The sequence below is a fragment of the Streptomyces sp. NBC_00328 genome (genome assembly GCF_036139655.1).
In the GTDB taxonomy this organism is placed as follows: domain Bacteria; phylum Actinomycetota; class Actinomycetes; order Streptomycetales; family Streptomycetaceae; genus Streptomyces.
The window spans coordinates 2,719,800-2,740,097 of the sequence record NZ_CP108013.1; the positions used below are offsets into that span (position 1 = coordinate 2,719,800).

The window sequence follows — 20,298 nt, forward strand, 5'->3', positions numbered from 1 at the left end:
CCAGGGGAGACGTGCCAGTCTGCCCTGATTTGCCCCATCTGCGTCCACTACCCGGCTTCGTAGGTCACACCTTTGCCACGGCATTTTGCGACCGCTAAGAATTGCTCATGTCGCTCAGCGCCTCGGGTTCTCCCCCGGGGCGTTTGTTCCGGAAACACAGTCCCCAACCGGGACGAAGAGCGACCTCCGCGCTATTCGAAGAGGTCTATCAGTCATGCTCAAGAACATTGCCGCTCGTGGTCGTAGTCCGAAGCTGACGAAGCTCCACAAGTACTCGGTCGCCGGTGTGGCCACCCTCGGTGCCGCCACCCTCGCGTTCTCCCTGGCGCCGGGCGGCTCCCACACCACCACGGACGCCGCCGCCTCCACGGCGCCCGTCGCCTACAGCGGAAAGCAGATCAAGGGCGTCGAGTCCGACGTGGCCGGCACGAGCGCCGCCGATCTGAAGGCCAAGACCATCGAGGCCAAGCACAAGGCGGCGGACTCCGCGGCCGCGGCGAAGAAGAAGGCCGCCCAGGCGGCGGCCGCCAAGAAGAAGGCCGCCGCCCAGGCCGCCGCGAAGAAGAAGGCCGCCGCCCAGGCCGACGCGAGGAAGAAGGCCGCCACCGCGAGCCGCTCCACGCAGCGCATCAAGATGCAGACGGTCTCCGCGAAGACGTACGCCAACAACCTCGACGGCTGGATCCGCGAGTCCCTCGACATCATGAAGGCGAAGGGCATCCCCGGCTCGTACCACGGGCTGCACAAGAACATCATGCGTGAGTCCTCGGGCAACCCGATGGCCATCAACGACTGGGACATCAACGCCATCAACGGCATCCCGTCGAAGGGTCTGCTCCAGGTCATCCCGCCGACGTTCAAGGCGTACCACGTGGAAGGCACCTCGTGGGACATCTACAACCCGGTCGCCAACATCACCGCCGCCGCCAACTACGCGGCCGACAAGTACGGTTCCATGGACAACGTGAACAGCGCGTACTGAGGACTCAGCGCGGAGTTCCCACACAGACGCCGAAGGGCGGCACCCCGATCAGGGGTGCCGCCCTCGCGTCGTTCCCGGGCCTCTACTTGCGCATGACCTCGGGCTCGTGGCGGCGCAGGAAGCGGGCCACGAAGAAGCCGCAGGCGACACCGAGGACGATCAGCGCGATCATGTCCACGGTCCAGGCTCCGGCCGTGTGGTCCCACAACGGGTCCGTGCTCGTCGGGTCGTCCTGGTTCGGGAAGATGTTGTTCAGGTCCAGCGTGGCCCCGGACGCGGCCACCGCCCAGCGGGCCGGCATCAGGTACGAGAACTGGTTGACACCCACCGTGCCGTTCAGGATGAACAGACAGCCGGTGAAGACCACCTGGACGATCGCGAACATGACCAGCAGCGGCATGGTCTTCTCCGCGGTCTTCACCAGCGAGGAGATGATCAGGCCGAACATCATCGACACGAAGCCCAGAGCCATGATCGGCAGCGTGAGCTCGACCTTGGGCAGGCTCTTGAGGATCAGGCCCTCGGACGGGACCTCGCGGCTGCCGAAGCCGATGGCGCCGACCAGCGCGCCCTGCAGCATGGTGATCACACCGAGGACGATCACCTTGGACATCAGGTACGCCGAACGCGACAGACCCGTCGCGCGCTCCCGCTCGTAGATCACCCGTTCCTTGATCAGCTCACGGACCGAGTTGGCGGCGCCCGCGAAACACGCCCCGACCGCGAGGATCAGCAGCACGGTCGTGGCGGTGCCGTTCGCGACATGGGCGCCCGACGGCAGGATCTTGTCGTTGACCAGCAGCGTCTTGCCGTTGTCGATGAGCAGGCTGACCGAGCCCAGGACAGCGGGCAGGATCACCGTCAGCGCGAGGAAGCCCTTGTCCGACACGATCACCGAGACATAGCGGCGCATCAGCGTCATCAGCTGGGAGCCCCAGCTCTGCGGCTTCGGCGGCTTCATCGCCTGCGCGGACGGCATCTGCGTCGACTGCGGAGCCACCGCGTCGATGTCCGCCGCGTACATCTGGTAGTGCTGCGAGCCCTTCCAGCGGCCCGCCCAGTCGTAGTCGCGGTAGTTCTCGAACGCGGAGAACACGTCGGCCCAGGTCTCGTAGCCGAAGAAGTTCAGCGCCTCCTCCGGCGGACCGAAGTAGGCGACGGAGCCGCCGGGCGCCATCACGAGGAGCTTGTCGCAGATCGCGAGCTCCGCCACCGAGTGCGTGACGACGAGGACCGTACGGCCGTCGTCGGCCAGGCCGCGCAGCAGCTGCATGACATCGCGGTCCATGCCCGGGTCGAGACCGGAGGTCGGCTCGTCCAGGAAGATCAGCGACGGCTTGGTGAGCAGCTCCAGAGCCACCGAGACACGCTTGCGCTGGCCACCGGAGAGCGAGGTGACCTTCTTCTCCTTGTGGACGTCCAGCTTCAGCTCGCGCAGCACCTCGTCTATGCGCGCATCGCGCTCCCCGCCCGTGGTGTCGGCGGGGAAGCGCAGCTTGGCCGCGTACTTGAGGGCCTTCTTGACGGTCAGTTCCTTGTGCAGGATGTCGTCCTGCGGGACCAGACCGATGCGCTGGCGCAGCTCGGCGAACTGCTTGTACAGGTTCCGGTTGTCGTAGAGGACGTCGCCCTGGTTGGCGGGGCGGTAGCCCGTGAGCGCCTTCAGGAGCGTCGACTTGCCCGAACCCGAGGGGCCGATGACCGCGACGAGCGACTTCTCGGGTACGCCGAAGGAGACGTCCTTGAGGATCTGCTTGCCGCCGTCGACGGTGACCGTCAGGTGGCGGGCCGAGAAGGAGACCTCGCCGGTGTCGACGAACTCCTCGAGCCGGTCGCCGACCAGCCGGAACGTCGAGTGGCCGACGCCGACGATGTCGTTCGGGCCGAGCAGCGCGGAGCCGCCCTTGGCGATCGGCATACCGTTGACGTACGTGCCGTTGTGCGAGCCGAGATCACGGATCTCGAAGCGGCCGTCCGGCGTCGCGTGGAACTCGGCGTGGTGGCGCGAGACCTGGAGGTCGGAGACCACCAGTTCGTTCTCCAGCGCACGGCCGATGCGCATCACGCGGCCCAGCGAGAACTGGTGGAAGGTCGTCGGGCTGCGGTCGCCGTAGACCGGCGGTGCCCCCGCGCCACCGCCGGGTCCCTGCTGCTGCGGAATGCCCCCCGCCTGCTGCGCGTTCTGCGCAGGCGTCGACGCCTGCGGCGTCGGCTGCTGAGCCCAGCCGGGGCCGGCGCCCTGCGCCGCGAACGGCTGCTGCGCCACCGGGGCCGCGGCACCGGACACACTCAGGCGCGGACCGTCGGTCGCGTTGCCGAGAAACACAGCCGATCCGGGACCGATCTCCACCTGGTGGATCCGCTGCCCCTGTACGAACGTGCCGTTGGTGCTCCCGTGGTCGTCGATGACCCAACTGCGGCCGTTCCAGCTGATCGTGGCGTGGCGCCAGGAGACCCTGGCGTCCTCGAGCACGACGTCCCCCTGCGGATCACGTCCGAGGGTGTGAGGCCTGGACGCGTCGAGCGTCCAGGTCCGTCCATTCAATTCCAGTACGAGTTCCGGCACTCCAGCCCCACTGAGTTGTCCCCCGAGTTTCCCCCATCGCAGGGAGTCTAGGGATGTCGAACATCGTGGGGAACTATTTCAGTTCAGGCCCCCTGACCGAAAGTCGGGCCTTGGGAACCTCGGTGACGGGCGGGTCGCCCGTATCCGTTGACGGGGTTGAAACCGGCCCGGAGAGTGGTAATCCCACACGAGGGGGACATGCGCGGGATCACCGCGGCGCTGATCGGGGGGTCTGGCGATGAGCATCGGGACCATGCACCACGGCGGGAGCGCCAGGAGTGTGCCGTGGGGGGACGTGCTGTTGTCGGCGGTCGCCTCCGTGAGCTGGGCACTGATCGGGATGGCGGGCACCGCCGCGCTCGGTCTGCACCTGCTCGGGGCGGACGCGGCGGCCTCGCTCGGCCCCATGACCGCCGCGATGGTGGCGCTCGGAGCGGGCGGCACGGTGACACCCTCCGGCAACGTCTCGGCCTTCGGGCTGAAGGGAGCGCAGGCGCACACCGCCATACAGATCACGCCGCTCGGCGTCGCCCTGGTCGGTGCCCTGCTGCTGTCGTGGTTCTTCCTGCGCTCCCTGCGCGGGGCGGGAGCTGTCATCACACCGGCCGAACTCCTGGCACGGGCGGGCTCGGTGGTCGCCCTGTTCGTGGCGACCCTGGGCGGGCTCGCCTGGGCCGGACACGACGTCATCACGATCGACGGCGACAAGCTCGGACTCGGCAAGGCCGCGGGCGGTGACGGCGGGCTCGGTTCCATCACCGACAAACTCCCCGGCGGTCTCGGGGACCTCGGCGGTCTACTGCCCGGCAAGATCGATGACCTCGTGAAGGCGAAGGCCGCCGTGGGGTTCTCCGTGGACACCGTGCCGACCCTGCTCGGCGGAGCCGCGTGGGCCGCCGCGGTGCTGCTGATCGCACTGCTGGCCTCCCGGCGTACGCCGTTGCCGCGCGGCTGGGACGCCGTGCACCGCGCGGTGCGGCCGGCCGTCTCCTCGCTCGTCACCGTCCTGCTGGTCGCCGTCCTCGCCGGGCTCGCGGCGGCCGCCTACGCGGCGATCGGCGACGACCACCCGAAGCGGATCGCGGGAGCCGCGCTGCTCGGCGCGCCCAACGGCGTGTGGCTCGGCATCCCCCTCGGCCTCTTCGTCCCCTGGGACGGAAAAGCCACCGGCGAGCTCGCCAAGCTGTTGCCCGACCCCCTCGACAAGCTGCTGACCGCCGACGCGTCCCGGCCCGTCACCCTCGGACGGCTCGCCGAACTCGACGGGCGCGTATGGCTGTTGGCGCTCGCGGCCGCTCTGATGATGCTGTACGCGGGCGTCCTGACGGCTGCGCGTACGCCATTCGTACGGGCGGGGAGTGCGGCGGCAGGGGGAGCACCGGGGGGCCCTGGCGTACGGGGGGACAGTGCTCTGCGGTTCGCCGGGCGCTGCGCACTTCGGCTGGGGGTCGTGACGGCGCTGGCGCTGCCGCTGCTCGCCTGGTTGACGGAGGTGTCGGTGGACGCCTCCCTGTCCGTGTTCGGGTTCGACGCGTTCGGAGCGGGGATCGAGCTGCGCGGGCGCCTGGGGACGGCGCTGGTGCTGGGTGCGCTGTGGGGGGCGGGGGCCGGGGGTGCGGGGGCGTTGCTGGCTTGGTCGAGCGGGGCCGCGGGGCGGAGGGCCGCCGGGGCTGCTCTGGCTGCCGGGGTGGCATGGGGGGACGGGGAGGCTGGGGGGTCAGGGGGGCCTGGGGTTTCTGGGGGGTCCTGGGAGGCTGCGGGGTCCGAGGGGCTTGGTGCTGGTGCTGGTGCTGGTGCTGGTGACGATGGGACGGTCGGGCCGTATCGGCCTCGGGGGTCGTACCGGGCGCCCAACCCCGACACCAATCCCTACCTGAGGGTTCCGGACGAGTTGCGGGAACCGGAGGACCGGAGGGCGGCTCCGAGAGGTTCTGGTTCCCGGGCACCGGGTGATGTGTACGGGGCGCCGACCGTGGTGGGACCGATCGGGCCGTCGTCGAAGCGGCGGCCGGACGGGCCGCCGCCGCCGCCTCCCCCGCCCGTTCCGCCGCCGCCGGACGAGGGGCCGCCGCCTCCGCGTCGGCCTCGGCGTTGAGGGCGGTTCGCTGCGCCGGCGTTCGCGGGTGCGGTGTCGCTGCGCTGGCGTTTGCGGTGCGGGTCCGGTGGGTGGGTCGGGGCCGTGCCGGTACATCCGCCCGTCGCCGCTGGATCAGACGTGGGTTTTGTAGGGAGCCGCTGCTCGATCCGGACGTAAGCGACGGGCATGTGATGTACCGGCACGGCCCCTCCCGCCGGATCCCGGCTGCGGGTGCGTCGTGGTTCCGGCCGTTCCATGCGTGAAATCCCAGCCCCTCCGGCGTTTGAGGAGCGGGGTCTGGGGCGGAGCCCCAGGGGTGGGAAGGGTAGGGGCGGAGGGGGCGAAGAAGCGGTTGTGGGGCACGTGGGACCGGGGGTGGGGTGAACCGGAGGGTGCGGGGTGGGTCCCCGGGCCGGCCGGGTGGACGTTCGTCACCCGTGGGTCCTCGGGGCGTCACCCAGTGTTCCGTGTCCGCTAGGCGGACCGGGCGGGCGGGAGGCACTGGGTGCCGGATACGGTGGGAAATACCATGAGCGCTTCACATACCCCTGATGTGCCCACTCTTCTTGTCAAGATCTTCGGCAAGGACCGGCCGGGCATCACCGCCGGACTCTTCGACACCCTCGCCGCCTACTCCGTCGACGTGGTCGACATCGAGCAGGTCGTCACCCGGGGCCGGATCGTGCTGTGCGCGCTCGTGACCGAGCCGCCGGCAAGCCTCGAAGGCGATCTCCGGTCGACCGTCCACAGCTGGGCGGAGTCGATGAAGATGCAGGCGGAGATCATCTCCGGCCTCGGCGACAACCGCCCGCGTGGCTCGGGACGTTCGCTGGTCACGGTGCTCGGACATCCGCTCACCGCGGAGTCGACGGCCGCCATCGCCGCGCGCATCACGAAGACCGGCGGCAACATCGACCGTATCTTCCGGCTGGCCAAGTACCCGGTGACCGCGGTCGAGTTCGCGGTGTCCGGTACGGAGACCGAGGTGCTGCGCACCGCGCTGGTGACCGAGGCCTCGGCACTCGGTGTCGACATCGCGGTCGTGGCCGCGGGCCTGCACCGACGGGCCCAGCGGCTCGTCGTGATGGACGTGGACTCCACGCTCATCCAGGACGAGGTGATCGAGCTCTTCGCGGCACACGCCGGGTGCGAGGAGAAGGTCGCCGAGGTCACGGCGGCCGCGATGCGCGGTGAGCTGGACTTCGAGCAGTCCCTGCACGCGCGCGTGGCGCTCCTCGAGGGGCTCGACGCGTCGGTGGTGCAGAAGGTGCGCGAGGAGGTGCGGCTGACGCCGGGCGCGCGGACCCTGATTCGTACGCTGAAGCGGCTCGGCTTCCAAGTCGGCGTCGTCTCCGGCGGGTTCACCCAGGTCACCGACGATCTGCGGGAGCGGCTCGGGCTCGACTTCGCCCAGGCCAACACCCTGGAGATCGTCGACGGGAAACTGACCGGGCGGGTCACCGGCGAGATCGTGGACCGGGCGGGCAAGGCGCGGCTGCTGCGCCGGTTCGCCGCCGAGGCCGGGGTTCCGCTGGCCCAGACCGTGGCGATCGGCGACGGCGCCAACGACCTCGACATGCTGAACGCCGCCGGTCTCGGGGTCGCGTTCAACGCGAAGCCGGTCGTACGGCAGGCCGCGCACACCGCGGTGAACTTCCCGTTCCTCGACACGGTCCTGTATCTGCTGGGCGTCACCCGTGAAGAGGTCGAGGCCGCCGACATGCACGAGGACGACAGCACTGGCTGAGTGACGGTCCCGACGACGGACGGGGGCCCGGCACCGTGGCGGTGCCGGCCCCCGTCCGTCGTCGGGGCGGGTTCACTCCGTCGGGGCCCAGTAGTCGGTCAGGGTGGCCGATCCGGGTTCGAGGGACTTCCAGGGGCCGTCGAAGGCGAGGACCGCGAACGCGGCGGTGTGGAAGCCGTGGGCGTTCATCCGGGCGCGCGTGTCGCCCTCGGCCTGGCCCGCCAGGATCTCGGCGAGGCCGTGCATGCCCGGGTTGTGGCCGATCAGGATCGCGTTCCGGGCGTCGTCCGGGGTTTCGTTGAGCACCGCGATCAGCTCGCCGGGCGAGGCGTCGTAGATCCGCTCCTCGTAGACCGTTTTCGGCCGGTGCGGGAGCTCCTGGACGGCGTGCTTCCATGTCTCGCGGGTCCGGATCGCGGTGGAACAGAGGGCCAGGTCCAGGGGGATGCCGCTGTCGGCCAGCCTGCGCCCGGCGACGGCGGCGTCCATACGGCCCCGGTCGGCGAGCGGCCGCTCATGGTCGGACATCTGCGGCCAGTCGGCTTTCGCATGCCGGAAGAGGACGATCCTGCGGGATTCTGCGACGCTCATGCGTCCCAGCTTCGCACGAAACATGCCATGGGGCGCAGGGAGTTGATGCGGTCCCCCGGCGAGGGTGACGCCCTGCTCCGTCAGGGGGAACGGCATGCCCCGCGAGGGGGGCCGGGGCGGGCCGGAACTCCCTGGTGCGCGGCGGCCGGGCCCGGGGTCCGGGGCTCAGGGGGCGTTGTGCAGGACCGCTTGCTGGACGCGCTCGAACAGGTGGGTGATCGCCGGGTCGCCGGTCGCGGCGTGCGCGTCCGCCGGGTTGAGGATCATGAGCAGCAGGGTGACGAAGGCGAGCGTGGGCAGGGCGAGGGCCCACCAGGGCAGCCGGATGTCCACGCGTCCCGTGGTCGCCGGGTGGGGGCGGGTGTGCGTAGGGGCCGACATGCCGCCTCCGTGAGTCTTCGAGTGGTCCCTGGCCGCGGTTCGCGGTCACGATTCGAAGCTACGGAATCCGCAGCGCTCGGCCCATCCGGTGATCCACCCACTTGACCCTGACACTCGCCCCCTAGGGGACGGGGGGTTATCCCTACCTCCGGGCGCGAGGGCCGGCCGATGTAGCGGACGGCGCGGGCCGGAGGGGCGTGCGGGGCGTCACGGCACCGGTGCGACGGCGGCCGGCGCGAGGCTGGCGGGGCCCGGGGCCCCGCCGGTCATCGGGAGGCGACGGTCACGGGGAGGCGACGGACGCGATGATGCCGATGATCACTGTGATGGCCAGCATCGCGCCGAGCACGAGCAGCAGCTTCTTCTGGCCGTTCTGGGGGTTCGGGTCGAGCACAGGCATACGGCCAGTCTCGCACCCTTCGTCAGCCGTACCGCCGCCGGGGCCCTTCCGGGAGCCGGGGTCATCCGGCGGCCTCGTCCTCCACCGTGCGGTCGCGGCCCGCCAGGATGCCGACGGCGATCTGCGGGACCATCAGCCCGGCCATCAGCGCGAGCGGCAGGCCCCAGCCGCCGCTGTGCTGGTAGAGCACGCCCACGAGCAGCGGGCCCGGGATCGAGATCAGGTACCCGGCGCTCTGGGCGAACGCCGACAGTTCGGCGACACCGGCGCCGGTGCGGGCGCGCATGCCGACCATGGTCAGTGCCAGCGGGAAGGCGCAGTTGGAGACGCCGAGCAACAGCGCCCAGGCCCAGGCGCCCGCCGCCGGGGCCAGGTAGAGGCCCGCGTATCCGGCGAGTCCGCAGAGGCCGAGGACGACCACGATGGGCCCCTGCCGGGGCAGGCGGGTGGCGAGGCGCGGGATGACGAAGGCCAGCGGCACGCCCATCACCATCGTGACGGCGAGGAGCAGTCCCGCGGTGCCGGCGGCTACGCCCGCGTCGCGGAAGATCTGGGCCATCCAGCCCATCGTGATGTAGGCGGCGGTGGCCTGGAGGCCGAAGAAGACGGCCAGGGCCCAGGCGGTACGGCTGCGGGTGATGCGCAGTCCCCCGGGCGCGTGGCCGGTGACGACGGCGGCAGCGGGCACCGGGACACCTGCGCGGGACGCGGTGGGGGTGCCTGCGGCAGCGGCGGGCGCACCTTTACCGGTACCGGCCGCGGTGGCGGAGGGGGCCGCGGCGGCTGCGGCGGGCGCGGGGTCACCGGTACGGACCGCGGCGGACGCGGCCGGTTCACGGTCACCGGTGCCGGGACCGGCGCCCCGCGCTCGTACCAGCAGCACCCACGGCAGGACGGCCGCCGCCGCGAGTCCCGCCCACACCACGAGGCCGGAGCGCCAGTCGCCGCCGAGGGCGCCGGTCATGGGGACGGTCGCCGCCGCCGCGGCGGACGTGCCCAGGGCCAGGGCCATCGAGTACAGGCCCGTCATGGAGCCGACCCTGTCGGGGAACCAGCGCTTGACGATCACCGGCATCAGGACGTTGCTGACGGCGATGCCCATGAGCGCGAGCGCGGTCAGGGCCAGGAAACCGGCCGTTCCGCCGATGTACGGACGCACGGCGAGGCCGGTCGCGATGGCGACCATGCCCGCGCAGACCACGGCGGCGGGCCCGAAACGGCGGGCGAGCCGCGGTGCCGTCACGCCGAAGACGGCGAAGCACAGAGGTGGCACGGAGGTGAGCAGTCCGGCGGCGCCGCCGCTCATGCCGAGGTCGTCGCGCACCTCTTCGAGGAGGGCGCCGAGGCTCGTGATGGCCGGGCGCAGGTTGAGGGCGGCGAGGACGACGCCGGCCACCATGAGCCGTGTCGTCCACGCGCGCGGGAGGGGCGTTGCGGGTGCCGTGCCGCCGGTGGAGCGGCGTATCGCGGGGGGCCGTACCGGCGTGCGGGTTTCCTCGGGGACCATGGCCCCATCATAGAATCATAGGATGATTGGCTGTCCAATGCCGCTGCGTTAATCTCCGGAATCTCCGGCCCCGCGCGAACGATCACACCCGGGCCCGTACGAAGGACCGTCATGCCGCTGAGCCATCCCCGCCGTTCGGCCCTGTCCGAGCAGGTCATCGCCGAGCTGCGGAACCAGATCACCTCGGGCGAGTGGCCGGTGGGCTCCCGTATCCCCACCGAGCCGGAGCTCGTCGACCAGCTCGGCGTCGCCCGCAACACCGTGCGCGAGGCGGTCCGGGCGCTCGCCCACAACGGGCTGCTGGACATCCGGCAGGGATCGGGCACCTACGTCGTGGCGACCAGCGAGCTGGCGGGCGTGATGCACCGCCGGTTCGCGGACGCCGACCCGCGGCACATCGCCGAACTGCGGTCCACGCTGGAGTCGAGCGCCGCGAGGCTGGCCGCCGAACGGCGCACGGAACGCGATCTCAAGCAGTTGGAGACACTCCTCGTACGCCGTGAGGAGGCCTGGGAGTCGGGCGACGCGGAGGCCTTCGTGGCCGCCGACGCGACCTTCCACCTGGCGGTGGTGGCCGCGTCCCACAACGACGTCATGACGGCGATGCACGCGGATCTGAGCGAGGTGCTGCGCGACTGGCTGCGCGTGGACGTCGGCAAGGAGCTGACACCGGAGTCGTACATGGACCATGCCCTGCTCGTCGACGCGATCAGGACGGGCGACGCGGAGGCGGCGGCCGCGGAGGCCGCGAGCTATCCCTTCCAGTGCCGGCCCGGCCCGCCGGGAGCCCGGGAGTAGGCGCGGAGCGCCGGCCCGGCCCACAGGGAGCAGGCACGGACACGGAGCGCCGGCCCCGGGACGGGCGCGGAGGCCCGGGGCCGGAGGATCTCAGTCCTCGTGGGTGATCCAGACCGCGCGGATCTCCTTCCAGCAGCGGCCGGTCAGCCGGACGGTCGTCGCCGGTCCGACCTCGACCGGGGCGCTGTCGCTGTCGATGTCCCACCAGCGGGCGCATTCGACGTGCAGAGCGACGCGGTCGGTGCCCACATAGGGGTTGTGGCAGTACGCGACGGCCCGGGAGCCGGTGACGGTGATCCGGCACTCGGCGCCGAACGGCTGGGGCACGGCCGGCCGCCGTGCCCCCTCGTTCCCGGCGGCCTGCGACGACCCTTCGTTCACACCCTCCACGCGAGGGTGGGACATCGCGTCGTACGGAACGGCCAGCACCAGGGCGACAGCGGCGAACACCGGAACGAAGCGGCGGGACAGGCGCACAAGGGGACCTCCTCGGCCGTAAGGCTGCGGGGCGGGCGGTGCGTTCTCCCAGAGTGCCGGTCAGGGGGTCCCGCCCGCCCGGCCGACTGGGCCGAACGGGCGACGCCCCGCTCCCCGCGCGCTGCGGGAAACGGGGCGTCGGAACCGGGCGTAAGCGTTTACGCGCCGATGGCGTGCAGACCGCCGTCCACGTGGATGATCTCGCCCGTGGTCTTCGGGAACCAGTCGCTCAGGAGAGCGACGACACCGCGGCCGGCCGGCTCCGGGTCCTTGAGGTCCCACTCCAGCGGGGAGCGGTTGTCCCACACGGAGGCCAGCTCGCCGAAGCCCGGGATGGACTTGGCGGCCATGGAGCCGAGCGGGCCCGCCGAGACGAGGTTGCAGCGGATGTTCTGCTTGCCCAGGTCGCGTGCCATGTAGCGGCTGGTGGCCTCCAGGGCGGCCTTCGCCGGGCCCATCCAGTCGTACTGCGGCCAGGCGAACGAGGCGTCGAAGGTGAGACCGACGACCGAGCCGCCGTTCTGCATCAGCGGCAGGCAGGCCATGGTCAGCGACTTCAGGGAGAACGCCGAGACGTGCATGGCGGTGGCGACCGACTCGAACGGCGTGTTGAGGAAGTTGCCGCCGAGGGCGTCCTGCGGCGCGAAGCCGATGGAGTGCACGACGCCGTCCAGGCCGCCGAGCTCCTCGCCGACGACGTCGGCCAGCCGGCCCAAGTGCTCGTCGTTGGTGACGTCGAGCTCGATGACCTTGGTGGGCTTGGGCAGCTTCTTGGCGATGCGCTCGGTCAGCGTGGGCCGCGGGAACGCGGTGAGGATGATCTCGGCGCCCTGCTCCTGGGCCAGCTTGGCGGTGTGGAAGGCGATGGAGGCCTCCGTCAGCACACCGGTGATCAGGACGCGCTTGCCCTCGAGAATTCCGCTCATGGTGATCAGTGACCCATTCCCAGTCCGCCGTCAACAGGGATGACGGCTCCAGTGATGTACGAGGCTTCGTCCGAGGCGAGGAACCGCACCGTCGCGGCGATCTCCTCGGGCTGCGCGTAACGGCCCAGCGGCACCTGCGACACGATGTTGCCGCGCTGCTCCTCGGTGAGCGCCTGCGTCATGTCGGTGTCGACGAAGCCGGGCGCGACGACGTTGAAGGTGATGTTGCGCGAGCCGAGCTCGCGGGCGAGCGATCGCGCGAAGCCGACAAGGGCGGCCTTGGACGCGGCGTAGTTCGCCTGCCCCGCCGAGCCGAGCAGCCCGACGACCGAGGAGATCAGTACGACGCGGCCCTTCTTGGCCCGCAGCATGCCCCGGTTGGCGCGCTTGACCACGCGGAAGGTGCCGGTGAGGTTCGTGTCGATGACCGAGGTGAAGTCCTCCTCGGACATGCGCATCAGCAACTGGTCCTTGGTGACGCCGGCGTTGGCGATCAGGACCTCGACCGGGCCGTGCTCGGCCTCGATCTCCTTGTAGGCCTGCTCCACCTGCTCGGTGTCGGTGATGTCGCACTTGACCGCGAGGAAGCCGGCCGGCGGCTCACCGGACCGGTACGTGATCGCGACCTTGTCGCCTGCGTCGGCGAATGCGCGGGCGATGGCGAGGCCGATGCCCCGGTTGCCTCCGGTGACGAGAACCGAGCGGCTCAACGGATCACCCTTTCGTTAGCGGACTGAAACCCCTGCAATACAGGCGCCTTCTCCGAAAACCTATCGGTCCGCCAGGCCTCCCAGAGAATCGGGCACCGACAGTGGGTTCGGGTCACTGCTGTCGGATCCCTACAGAAAGCCGGGGCTCCACGGCCTGAAGACGGACGCCTCGCGGCCGAAAGACGCGCCCGGTCACGGCAAAGGCGTGGCCGCCGGACCCGCCCGCGCGACATGATCGGACCCGACGGGCCACGACAGCAGGGAGACCTCGGTGCCTCATTCCATCGACGAAGCCTTCACGGCGCTACCGCTGCGCGCACTCGCCGACGCCGCGCTCGCGCGGGCGCGGGCGCTGGGCGCCGACCACGCGGACTTCCGGTTCGAGCGGGTGCGCAGCGCGTCCTGGCGGCTGCGCGACGCCAAGCCGGCCGGATCGTCGGACACCACGGACCTGGGGTACGCCGTACGGGTCGTGCACGGCGGGACCTGGGGGTTCGCGTCGGGCGTCGACCTGACGATGGACGCGGCCGCGAAGGTCGCCTCGCAGGCCGTGGCGATGGCCAAGCTGTCGGCCCAGGTGATCAAGGCGGCCGGGTCGGACGAGCGGGTGGAGCTGGCCCGGGAGCCGGTGCACGCCGAGAAGACGTGGGTCTCGTCGTACGAGATCGACCCCTTCTCCGTGCCGGACGAGGACAAGGCGGGGCTGCTGGCCGACTGGAGCGCGCGGCTGCTGGCGGCCGAGGGCGTCAACCACGTCGACGCGTCCCTGCTGACCGTGCACGAGAACAAGTTCTACGCGGACACCGCCGGGACCGTGACCACGCAGCAGCGGGTGCGGCTGCACCCGCAGCTCACCGCGGTGGCCGTCGACGACTCCAGCGGCGAGTTCGACTCGATGCGGACGATCGCGCCGCCGGTCGGGCGCGGCTGGGAGTACCTGCTGGGCACCGGCTGGGACTGGGACTCCGAGCTGGAGCGGATTCCCGTACTGCTCGCGGAGAAGATGCGGGCGCCGAGCGTCGAGGCGGGACTGTACGACCTCGTCGTGGACCCGTCCAACCTGTGGCTGACCATCCACGAGTCCATCGGGCACGCCACCGAGCTGGACCGTGCGCTCGGCTACGAGGCCGCGTACGCCGGGACCTCCTTCGCCACCTTCGACCAGCTCGGCAAGCTTCGGTACGGCTCCGATCTGATGAACGTGACCGGTGACCGCACCGCCGAGCACGGCCTCGCGACCATCGGGTACGACGACGAGGGCGTCGAGGGCCAGTCCTGGGACCTCGTGAAGGAGGGCACGCTCGTCGGGTACCAGCTCGACCGGCGGATCGCGAGGCTGACCGGCTTCGAGCGCTCCAACGGATGCGCGTACGCCGACTCCCCCGGGCATGTTCCCGTGCAGCGGATGGCCAACGTCTCGCTGCGGCCGGACCCCGGCGGGCTGTCCACCGAGGACCTGATCGGAGGCGTCGACCGCGGCATCTACGTCGTCGGCGACCGCTCCTGGTCCATCGACATGCAGCGCTACAACTTCCAGTTCACCGGCCAGCGCTTCTTCAGGATCGAGAACGGCCGGATCGCGGGCCAGCTCCGTGATGTCGCGTACCAGGCGACGACCACCGACTTCTGGGGCTCGATGGCCGCGGTGGGCGGCCCCCAGACGTACGTCCTCGGCGGCGCCTTCAACTGCGGCAAGGCCCAGCCCGGCCAGGTCGCCGCGGTGTCGCACGGCTGCCCTTCCGCCCTCTTCAAGGGCGTCAACATTCTGAACACGACGCAGGAGGCCGGTCGATGAGTGCCCGTACGAACAAGCCGCACGAGGTCGTCGAGCGCGCCCTCGAACTGTCCCGGGCCGACGGCTGCGTGGTGATCGCCGACGAGCAGTCCAGCGCCAACCTCCGCTGGGCGGGCAACGCGCTCACCACGAACGGGGTCACGCGCGGCCGCACGCTCACCGTGATCGCCACCGTCGACGGCCGTGAGGGCACCTCGTCCGGGGTGGTCTCGCGCTCGGCCGTGACCGCCGACGAGCTGGAGCCCCTGGTACGGGCGGCCGAGGCGGCGGCGCGGGGCGCCGGGCCCGCCGAGGACGGCCGGGCACTGGTGACGGGCGTACCGGAGTCCCCCGACTTCACGGACGCGCCCGCCGAGACCTCGTCCACCGTCTTCGCCGACTTCGCACCGGCGCTCGGCGAGGCGTTCGCCCGCGCGCGTGCGGGCGGCCGTGAGCTGTACGGCTTCGCCAACCACGAACTCGTCTCCAGCTACCTCGGTACGTCGACGGGCCTGCGGCTGCGGCACAACCAGCCGAACGGCACGCTGGAGGTCAACGCCAAGTCCCCGGACCGTACGCGTTCGGCCTGGGCGGGACGCTCGACGCGGGACTTCAAGGACGTCGACCCGGCCACGATGGACGCGGAGCTGGCGGTACGGCTCGGCTGGGCCGAGCGGCGCGTCGAGCTGCCCGCCGGACGCTACGAGACCCTGCTGCCGCCGACCGCGGTCGCGGACCTGCTGATCTACCAGATGTGGTCGGCCGCCGCCCGGGACGCCGCCGAGGGCCGGACCGTCTTCAGCAAGCCCGGGGGCGGCACCCGGATCGGCGAGCGGCTCACCGAGCTGCCGCTGACGCTGCGCAGCGACCCGAACGAGCCGGGCCTGGAGTCCGCTCCCTTCGTCCTCACGCACTCCTCGGGCGACGACGCCTCCGTGTTCGACAACGGGCTGCCGCTGAAGGCCACCGACTGGATCCGGGAGGGCGAGCTGCGGCATCTGTCCACCACCCGGCACAGCGCCGGGCTGACCGGGCTGCCGGTGACGCCGACGATCGGGAACCTCGTCCTCGACGGCGGCGAGGACCGCTCTCTGGAGGAGATGGTCGCCGCGACCGGGCGCGGTCTGCTGCTGACCTGCCTCTGGTACATCCGCGAGGTCGACCCGGCGACCCTGCTGCTGACCGGGCTGACCCGGGACGGCGTCTACCTCGTCGAGAACGGCGAGGTCGTCGGCGAGGTGAACAACTTCCGGTTCAACGAGTCACCGGTGGGCCTGCTGGGGCGGGCCACGGAGGCGGGGCGGACGGAGAAGACGCTGCCCCGTGAATGGAGCGACTGGTTCACCAGGGCCGCGATGCCCGCCCTTCGGGTGCCGGACTTCAATATGAGCTCTGTCAGCCAGGGCGTATAACCTCGTACCTGATTCACGAGACCACTCAAGGAGATACGAGAACAGTGACGGACATCGTCGACGAGCTGAAGTGGCGGGGGCTGTTCTCCCTGTCCACCGACGAAGATGCTTTGCGCAAGGCGCTCGCGGACGGTCCCGTCACGTTCTATTGCGGCTTCGACCCGACCGCGCCGAGCCTGCACGTCGGTCACCTGGTGCAGGTGCTCACGATGCGCCGGCTCCAGCGGGCGGGGCTGCGGCCGCTCGCCCTGGTGGGCGGGGCGACGGGCCAGATCGGTGACCCCCGCCCGACGGCCGAGCGCACTCTGAACGACCCGGAGACGGTCGCGAACTGGGTGACGCGCCTGCGTTCGCAGATCGAGCCGTTCCTGTCCTTCGAGGGCGAGAACGCCGCGGTCATGGTGAACAACCTCGACTGGACGGCCGGCCTGTCGGCCATCGAGTTCCTGCGGGACATCGGCAAGCACTTCCGCGTCAACAAGATGCTCACCAAGGACTCCGTGGCCCGTCGCCTGGAGTCCGAGGAAGGCATCAGCTACACGGAGTTCAGCTACCAGCTGCTCCAGGGCATGGACTTCCTGGAGCTGTACCGACGCCACGGCTGCACCCTGCAGCAGGGCGGCAGCGACCAGTGGGGCAACCTCACGGCGGGCCTGGACCTGATCCACCGCCTGGAGCCGGGGGCCCATGTCCACGCGCTGGCGACGCCGCTGATGGTCAAGGCGGACGGCACCAAGTTCGGCAAGACCGAGGGCGGCGCCGTCTGGCTCGACCCCGAGATGACGACGCCGTACGCGTTCTACCAGTTCTGGCTGAACGTGGACGACCGGGACGTCTCGACGTACATGCGCATCCTGTCCTTCAGGTCCACCGAGGAGCTGGAGGAGCTGGAGAAGCAGACCGAGGAGCGTCCGCAGGCCCGTGCCGCCCAGCGCGCGCTGGCCGAGGAGCTGACGACGCTGGTGCACGGCGCCGACCAGACGGCCGCCGTGATCGCCGCGTCCAAGGCCCTCTTCGGGCAGGGCGAGCTGACCGACCTCGACGAGCGGACGCTCGCCGCGGCCCTGTCCGAGGTGCCGCACGTCCAGGTCGCCGAGGCGGGTCTCGTGGTGGACCTCTTCGCGGAGGTCGGCCTGGTGGCCAGCAAGTCCGCCGCGCGCCGCACGGTCAAGGAGGGCGGCGCGTACGTGAACAACGTGAAGGTCGCCGCCGAGGACGCGGTGCCGGCCGCGGAGGACCTGCTGCACGGGCGCTGGCTCGTGCTGCGCCGGGGCAAGAAGAGCCTGGCCGCGGTCGAGGTCACGGGCGGCTGAGGCCTCCCGCGTCACCCGTAGGCGTGGACGAAGGGGCAGCTCCTGGCGGAGCTGCCCCTTCGTCGTAGCGCCGTTTCCGGGAAGGCGGGGCGGGGGCCGGTGACCGTCTCAGGTCTTGACCTTGTCGCCCCGCAGGGCCATGTAGAGCATGTCGCCGAGGAAGACGAGCACGATCGCGGCGGCCAGCTGCAGCGCGTGCCGCCCCCAGTCGATGCCCCTGGTCTCGGCGATGCCGATGCCCCGGGCGATCGCGTTGCCGACGATCGCTCCGAGGATGCCGAAGATGGTGGTCAGCCAGAGAGGGCTGTGCTGCTTCCCCGGAATGATCGCCTTGGCGATCAGGCCCAGCACGAACCCGACGATGATCGCCCACAACCAGCCCATGTCCGCCTCCTCGTACCGCTCCCACCGCTCCCCGTGAGCGGTACCGCCAGTCTCTGGCTGTCCTCCATACGGCGCATGTCGGGCGGAGCCGTACGCGCTACGGCGCACCGTGCCCGCCCGGACGGTACATGCCCCGGTCTCGAAGACGGCGCAGACGCGGCGTACCGTGGAAGCAGTCCGGGCCTGCTTCCTCGACGGGTCCGTGCCGGGTACGGACCGGGGAGCGTCCGACACAGGCAGGTGGTGGAGCGTGATCAGGAAGCAGAGCAACGTCCAGGTCTTCCGGATCACGGGAGCCAGACAGAGCCTGGACGACGACGTTCGCGGCCGGCAGCGCCGCTATGTCATCTCGATGTCCGTCCGCACGGTGTCGGTGATCCTGGCGGCCGTCCTGTGGAACGTCCAGCGGCCCGTCGCTCTGGTCGCTCTGGTCCTCGGAATTCTCCTCCCGTACGTCGCGGTGGTCATCGCCAACGCCGGACGCGAGAACGCGCCCTCGCTCCCCTCGACGTTCGTCACCGCTGCGCCGCGTCCGATGATCGCGCCGCCCCGGCAGGACGGCTCCGAGAAGCCGTTCCCCGAGGACCCCGCGAGCGGTCCCGAGGCGCGTTCGGGGGCCGAGCAGCACGACCCGAGCTGAGCCCGGACCGGAGCCGAACCGCGGGTGAACTCGCCCTGGTACAAAGCCGGTTCAGCTCCGGACGGACGTCGACGCATTCGCCGAAAACGGAATATCCGCCTGCGGGCAAGCTCAAGAAAACCTCAGATCAATCATGTTGTTCCAGTGCCGGTCGGCGGGTCACCCGTGACATACTTCGTACGCGCTCCGCATCCCCCGTCGGAGCGAATGACCGACGCCGGGCAGCTCCCCCCGTGGCTGCTCGGCGTCGCCTTTGTCAGCCCTCGGAGCCCCGCTCGCGGACCGTCCGCCCACCGCGCGCGACGCGTGCCGCGTGGCCTCGGCTAGGGTCGGCAGGGTGATCTCGAACGCCCCCGGCTCCGGCCCCGCCTCCCCCGTCTGCTCGGCCAAGGCCTGCCGTGCGGATGCCGTGTGGGTGATCGCCTGGAACAACCCGAAGCTGCACACGCCCGAGCGCCGCAAGACCTGGCTGGCGTGCGAGGAGCACCGCGAGCACCTGTCGTCGTTTCTCGGGGTGCGCGGATTCCTGAAGGACGTCGTCGCCCTCGACGAGTGGGAGGCCTCCGGGTCCGCGGAGCGCGGGGAGGAATAGCCGCTGCCGTCAGCCGCCGATCGCCGACATCGGGCGGTCGGGCTGTACGAACGACGGATCGTCCAGGCCGGCCCCGGCCTTCTTGCCCCACATCGCGACGCGCCAGATGCGGGCTATCTCCTCGTCGGGGGCGCCCGAGCGCAGCGCGGCGCGCAGATCGGTCTCCTCGGTCGCGAAGAGACAGGTGCGCACCTGTCCGTCGGCGGTGAGGCGGGTGCGGTCGCAGGCCGAGCAGAACGGGCGGGTGACCGAGGCGATCACGCCGACGCGCTGCGGGCCGCCGTCGACGATCCAGCGCTCGGCGGGTGCGGAACCCCGCTCGCCGGCGCCTTCCTCGGTGAGCTCGAAGCGGGTGCGCAGCGAGGCCAGGATGTCCCCGGCGGTGACCATGCCGTCGCGCTTCCAGCCGTGCTGGGCGTCCAGGGGCATCTGCTCGATGAAGCGGAGTTCGTAGTCGTGCTCCACGGCCCAGGCCAGCAGGTCCGGGGCTTCGTCGGCGTTCAGGCCCGGCATGAGGACCGAGTTGACCTTGACGGGGGTCAGGCCGGCGTCACGGGCGGCTTCGAGTCCCTCGACGACGTCTTTGTGGCGGTCACGGCGGGTGAGGGTCTTGAAGACGTCGGGGCGCAGGGTGTCCAGCGAGACGTTCACCCGGTCCAGGCCGGCGGCTTTCAGGGCGGCGGCGGTGCGCTTGAGGCCGATGCCGTTGGTCGTGAGGGACATCTGGGGGCGGGGGGCGAGAGCCGCGACCCGCTCGACGATGCCGACGAGGCCGGGGCGCAGCAGGGGCTCGCCTCCGGTGAAACGGACCTCTTCGATGCCGAGGCGGGTGACCGCGATCTCTATCAGGCGGACGATCTCGTCGTCGGTGAGCAGGTCGGGCTTGGCGAGCCACTGCAGGCCCTCTTCGGGCATGCAGTACGTGCAGCGGAGGTTGCACCGGTCCGTCAGCGAGACACGCAGGTCGGTGGCCACCCGGCCGTAGGTGTCGATGAGCACGTGGGCCCCCTCCCTCGACGCC

The 20,298-nt window shown here is 70.9% G+C and carries 19 protein-coding genes; 9 read left to right on the forward strand and 10 right to left on the reverse strand.

Annotated elements, in window-relative coordinates:
• Positions 1-214: 214 nt before the first annotated feature.
• Entirely contained in the window at positions 215-982 is a 768-nt protein-coding gene (locus OG485_RS11915; protein ID WP_328668073.1) for a transglycosylase SLT domain-containing protein, read from the forward strand.
• A gap of 82 nt (positions 983-1,064) precedes the next feature.
• Here OG485_RS11915 and OG485_RS11920 read toward each other — a convergent pair whose 3' ends face one another.
• Entirely contained in the window at positions 1,065-3,548 is a 2,484-nt protein-coding gene (locus tag OG485_RS11920; RefSeq protein ID WP_328668074.1) for an ABC transporter ATP-binding protein/permease, read from the reverse strand.
• A 238-nt stretch (positions 3,549-3,786) separates the two neighbouring features.
• Between OG485_RS11920 and OG485_RS11925 the strand changes: the two genes are divergently transcribed.
• Together OG485_RS11925 and serB are read left to right on the forward strand one after the other, a co-directional pair.
• Entirely contained in the window at positions 3,787-5,643 is a 1,857-nt protein-coding gene (locus OG485_RS11925; RefSeq protein WP_328668075.1) for a streptophobe family protein, read from the forward strand.
• 511 nt (positions 5,644-6,154) lie between these two features.
• Positions 6,155-7,372, forward strand: a complete 1,218-nt coding sequence (gene serB / locus OG485_RS11930; RefSeq protein ID WP_328668076.1) for a phosphoserine phosphatase SerB — start codon at positions 6,155-6,157, stop codon at positions 7,370-7,372.
• A 72-nt stretch (positions 7,373-7,444) separates the two neighbouring features.
• On the opposite strand, the gene OG485_RS11935 is transcribed toward serB, so the two are convergent.
• The 4 genes from OG485_RS11935 to OG485_RS11950 all read right to left on the reverse strand — a co-directional run bounded on the left by OG485_RS11935 (position 7,445) and on the right by OG485_RS11950 (position 10,251).
• Positions 7,445-7,963, reverse strand: a complete 519-nt coding sequence (locus OG485_RS11935) for a SixA phosphatase family protein (protein WP_328668077.1) — start codon at positions 7,961-7,963, stop codon at positions 7,445-7,447.
• A 165-nt stretch (positions 7,964-8,128) separates the two neighbouring features.
• Positions 8,129-8,344 carry a hypothetical protein gene (locus tag OG485_RS11940; protein ID WP_326788601.1) on the reverse strand — a complete coding sequence of 72 codons (216 nt, stop codon included), beginning with the start codon at positions 8,342-8,344 and terminating at the stop codon, positions 8,129-8,131.
• Between the two features lie 283 nt (positions 8,345-8,627).
• Positions 8,628-8,744, reverse strand: a complete 117-nt coding sequence (locus tag OG485_RS11945; protein WP_326788600.1) for an SGM_5486 family transporter-associated protein — start codon at positions 8,742-8,744, stop codon at positions 8,628-8,630.
• Between the two features lie 61 nt (positions 8,745-8,805).
• Positions 8,806-10,251, reverse strand: a complete 1,446-nt coding sequence (locus OG485_RS11950) for a CynX/NimT family MFS transporter (RefSeq protein WP_328668078.1) — start codon at positions 10,249-10,251, stop codon at positions 8,806-8,808.
• Between the two features lie 111 nt (positions 10,252-10,362).
• Here OG485_RS11950 and OG485_RS11955 point away from each other — a divergent pair, with 111 nt between their 5' ends.
• Entirely contained in the window at positions 10,363-11,049 is a 687-nt protein-coding gene (locus tag OG485_RS11955; RefSeq protein ID WP_328668079.1) for a FadR/GntR family transcriptional regulator, read from the forward strand.
• A 90-nt stretch (positions 11,050-11,139) separates the two neighbouring features.
• On the opposite strand, the gene OG485_RS11960 is transcribed toward OG485_RS11955, so the two are convergent.
• The 3 genes from OG485_RS11960 to fabG form a co-directional block, all read right to left on the reverse strand.
• Positions 11,140-11,526, reverse strand: a complete 387-nt coding sequence (locus OG485_RS11960) for a hypothetical protein (RefSeq protein WP_328668080.1) — start codon at positions 11,524-11,526, stop codon at positions 11,140-11,142.
• Between the two features lie 158 nt (positions 11,527-11,684).
• Positions 11,685-12,452 carry an enoyl-ACP reductase FabI gene (gene fabI / locus OG485_RS11965; RefSeq protein ID WP_328668081.1) on the reverse strand — a complete coding sequence of 256 codons (768 nt, stop codon included), beginning with the start codon at positions 12,450-12,452 and terminating at the stop codon, positions 11,685-11,687.
• A gap of 5 nt (positions 12,453-12,457) precedes the next feature.
• Positions 12,458-13,162, reverse strand: a complete 705-nt coding sequence (fabG, locus tag OG485_RS11970) for a 3-oxoacyl-[acyl-carrier-protein] reductase (protein ID WP_328668082.1) — start codon at positions 13,160-13,162, stop codon at positions 12,458-12,460.
• Between the two features lie 271 nt (positions 13,163-13,433).
• Here fabG and OG485_RS11975 point away from each other — a divergent pair, with 271 nt between their 5' ends.
• Genes OG485_RS11975 through tyrS form a run of 3 tightly spaced genes read left to right on the forward strand, consistent with a single transcriptional unit; the run spans position 13,434 to position 17,661 of the window.
• Positions 13,434-14,957: a TldD/PmbA family protein gene (locus OG485_RS11975; RefSeq protein WP_328668083.1), complete on the forward strand. Its 1,524-nt coding sequence runs from the start codon at positions 13,434-13,436 to the stop codon at positions 14,955-14,957.
• On the forward strand, positions 14,954-16,348 hold the full coding sequence (locus OG485_RS11980) for a metallopeptidase TldD-related protein (protein WP_328668084.1): 1,395 nt from the start codon (positions 14,954-14,956) through the stop codon (positions 16,346-16,348). Before OG485_RS11975 ends, OG485_RS11980 begins: the two co-directional genes overlap by 4 nt.
• A gap of 44 nt (positions 16,349-16,392) precedes the next feature.
• The gene (gene tyrS, locus OG485_RS11985) at positions 16,393-17,661 is read left to right on the forward strand and encodes a tyrosine--tRNA ligase (protein WP_328668085.1); all 1,269 of its coding nucleotides are present in this window, start codon (positions 16,393-16,395) and stop codon (positions 17,659-17,661) included.
• A gap of 108 nt (positions 17,662-17,769) precedes the next feature.
• Here the strand turns inward: tyrS and OG485_RS11990 are convergent, their stop codons facing one another.
• Positions 17,770-18,045, reverse strand: a complete 276-nt coding sequence (locus OG485_RS11990; RefSeq protein ID WP_326788582.1) for a GlsB/YeaQ/YmgE family stress response membrane protein — start codon at positions 18,043-18,045, stop codon at positions 17,770-17,772.
• Between the two features lie 253 nt (positions 18,046-18,298).
• Between OG485_RS11990 and OG485_RS11995 the strand changes: the two genes are divergently transcribed.
• A complete protein-coding gene (locus OG485_RS11995) occupies positions 18,299-18,685 on the forward strand; it encodes a DUF3099 domain-containing protein (protein WP_328674334.1) in 387 nt (128 codons plus the stop codon).
• Between the two features lie 337 nt (positions 18,686-19,022).
• A complete protein-coding gene (locus OG485_RS12000; RefSeq protein WP_328668086.1) occupies positions 19,023-19,277 on the forward strand; it encodes a hypothetical protein in 255 nt (84 codons plus the stop codon).
• A 9-nt stretch (positions 19,278-19,286) separates the two neighbouring features.
• Here OG485_RS12000 and moaA read toward each other — a convergent pair whose 3' ends face one another.
• Entirely contained in the window at positions 19,287-20,276 is a 990-nt protein-coding gene (gene moaA / locus OG485_RS12005; protein ID WP_328668087.1) for a GTP 3',8-cyclase MoaA, read from the reverse strand.
• Between the last annotated feature and the right edge of the window lie 22 nt (positions 20,277-20,298).

What these genes read in the sequence shown, in the direction of transcription:
- OG485_RS11940 (WP_326788601.1), bottom strand. Translation starts at nt 8,344, where the DNA reads ATGTCGGCCCCTACGCACACCCGCCCCCACCCGGCGACCACGGGACGC.
- OG485_RS11935 (WP_328668077.1), bottom strand. Translation starts at nt 7,963, where the DNA reads ATGAGCGTCGCAGAATCCCGCAGGATCGTCCTCTTCCGGCATGCGAAA.
- OG485_RS11950 (WP_328668078.1), bottom strand. Translation starts at nt 10,251, where the DNA reads ATGGTCCCCGAGGAAACCCGCACGCCGGTACGGCCCCCCGCGATACGC.
- OG485_RS11980 (WP_328668084.1), top strand. Translation starts at nt 14,954, where the DNA reads ATGAGTGCCCGTACGAACAAGCCGCACGAGGTCGTCGAGCGCGCCCTC.
- OG485_RS11925 (WP_328668075.1), top strand. Translation starts at nt 3,787, where the DNA reads ATGAGCATCGGGACCATGCACCACGGCGGGAGCGCCAGGAGTGTGCCG.
- OG485_RS11955 (WP_328668079.1), top strand. Translation starts at nt 10,363, where the DNA reads ATGCCGCTGAGCCATCCCCGCCGTTCGGCCCTGTCCGAGCAGGTCATC.
- OG485_RS11915 (WP_328668073.1), top strand. Translation starts at nt 215, where the DNA reads ATGCTCAAGAACATTGCCGCTCGTGGTCGTAGTCCGAAGCTGACGAAG.
- fabI (WP_328668081.1), bottom strand. Translation starts at nt 12,452, where the DNA reads ATGAGCGGAATTCTCGAGGGCAAGCGCGTCCTGATCACCGGTGTGCTG.
- OG485_RS11945 (WP_326788600.1), bottom strand. Translation starts at nt 8,744, where the DNA reads ATGCCTGTGCTCGACCCGAACCCCCAGAACGGCCAGAAGAAGCTGCTG.
- OG485_RS11990 (WP_326788582.1), bottom strand. Translation starts at nt 18,045, where the DNA reads ATGGGCTGGTTGTGGGCGATCATCGTCGGGTTCGTGCTGGGCCTGATC.
- serB (WP_328668076.1), top strand. Translation starts at nt 6,155, where the DNA reads ATGAGCGCTTCACATACCCCTGATGTGCCCACTCTTCTTGTCAAGATC.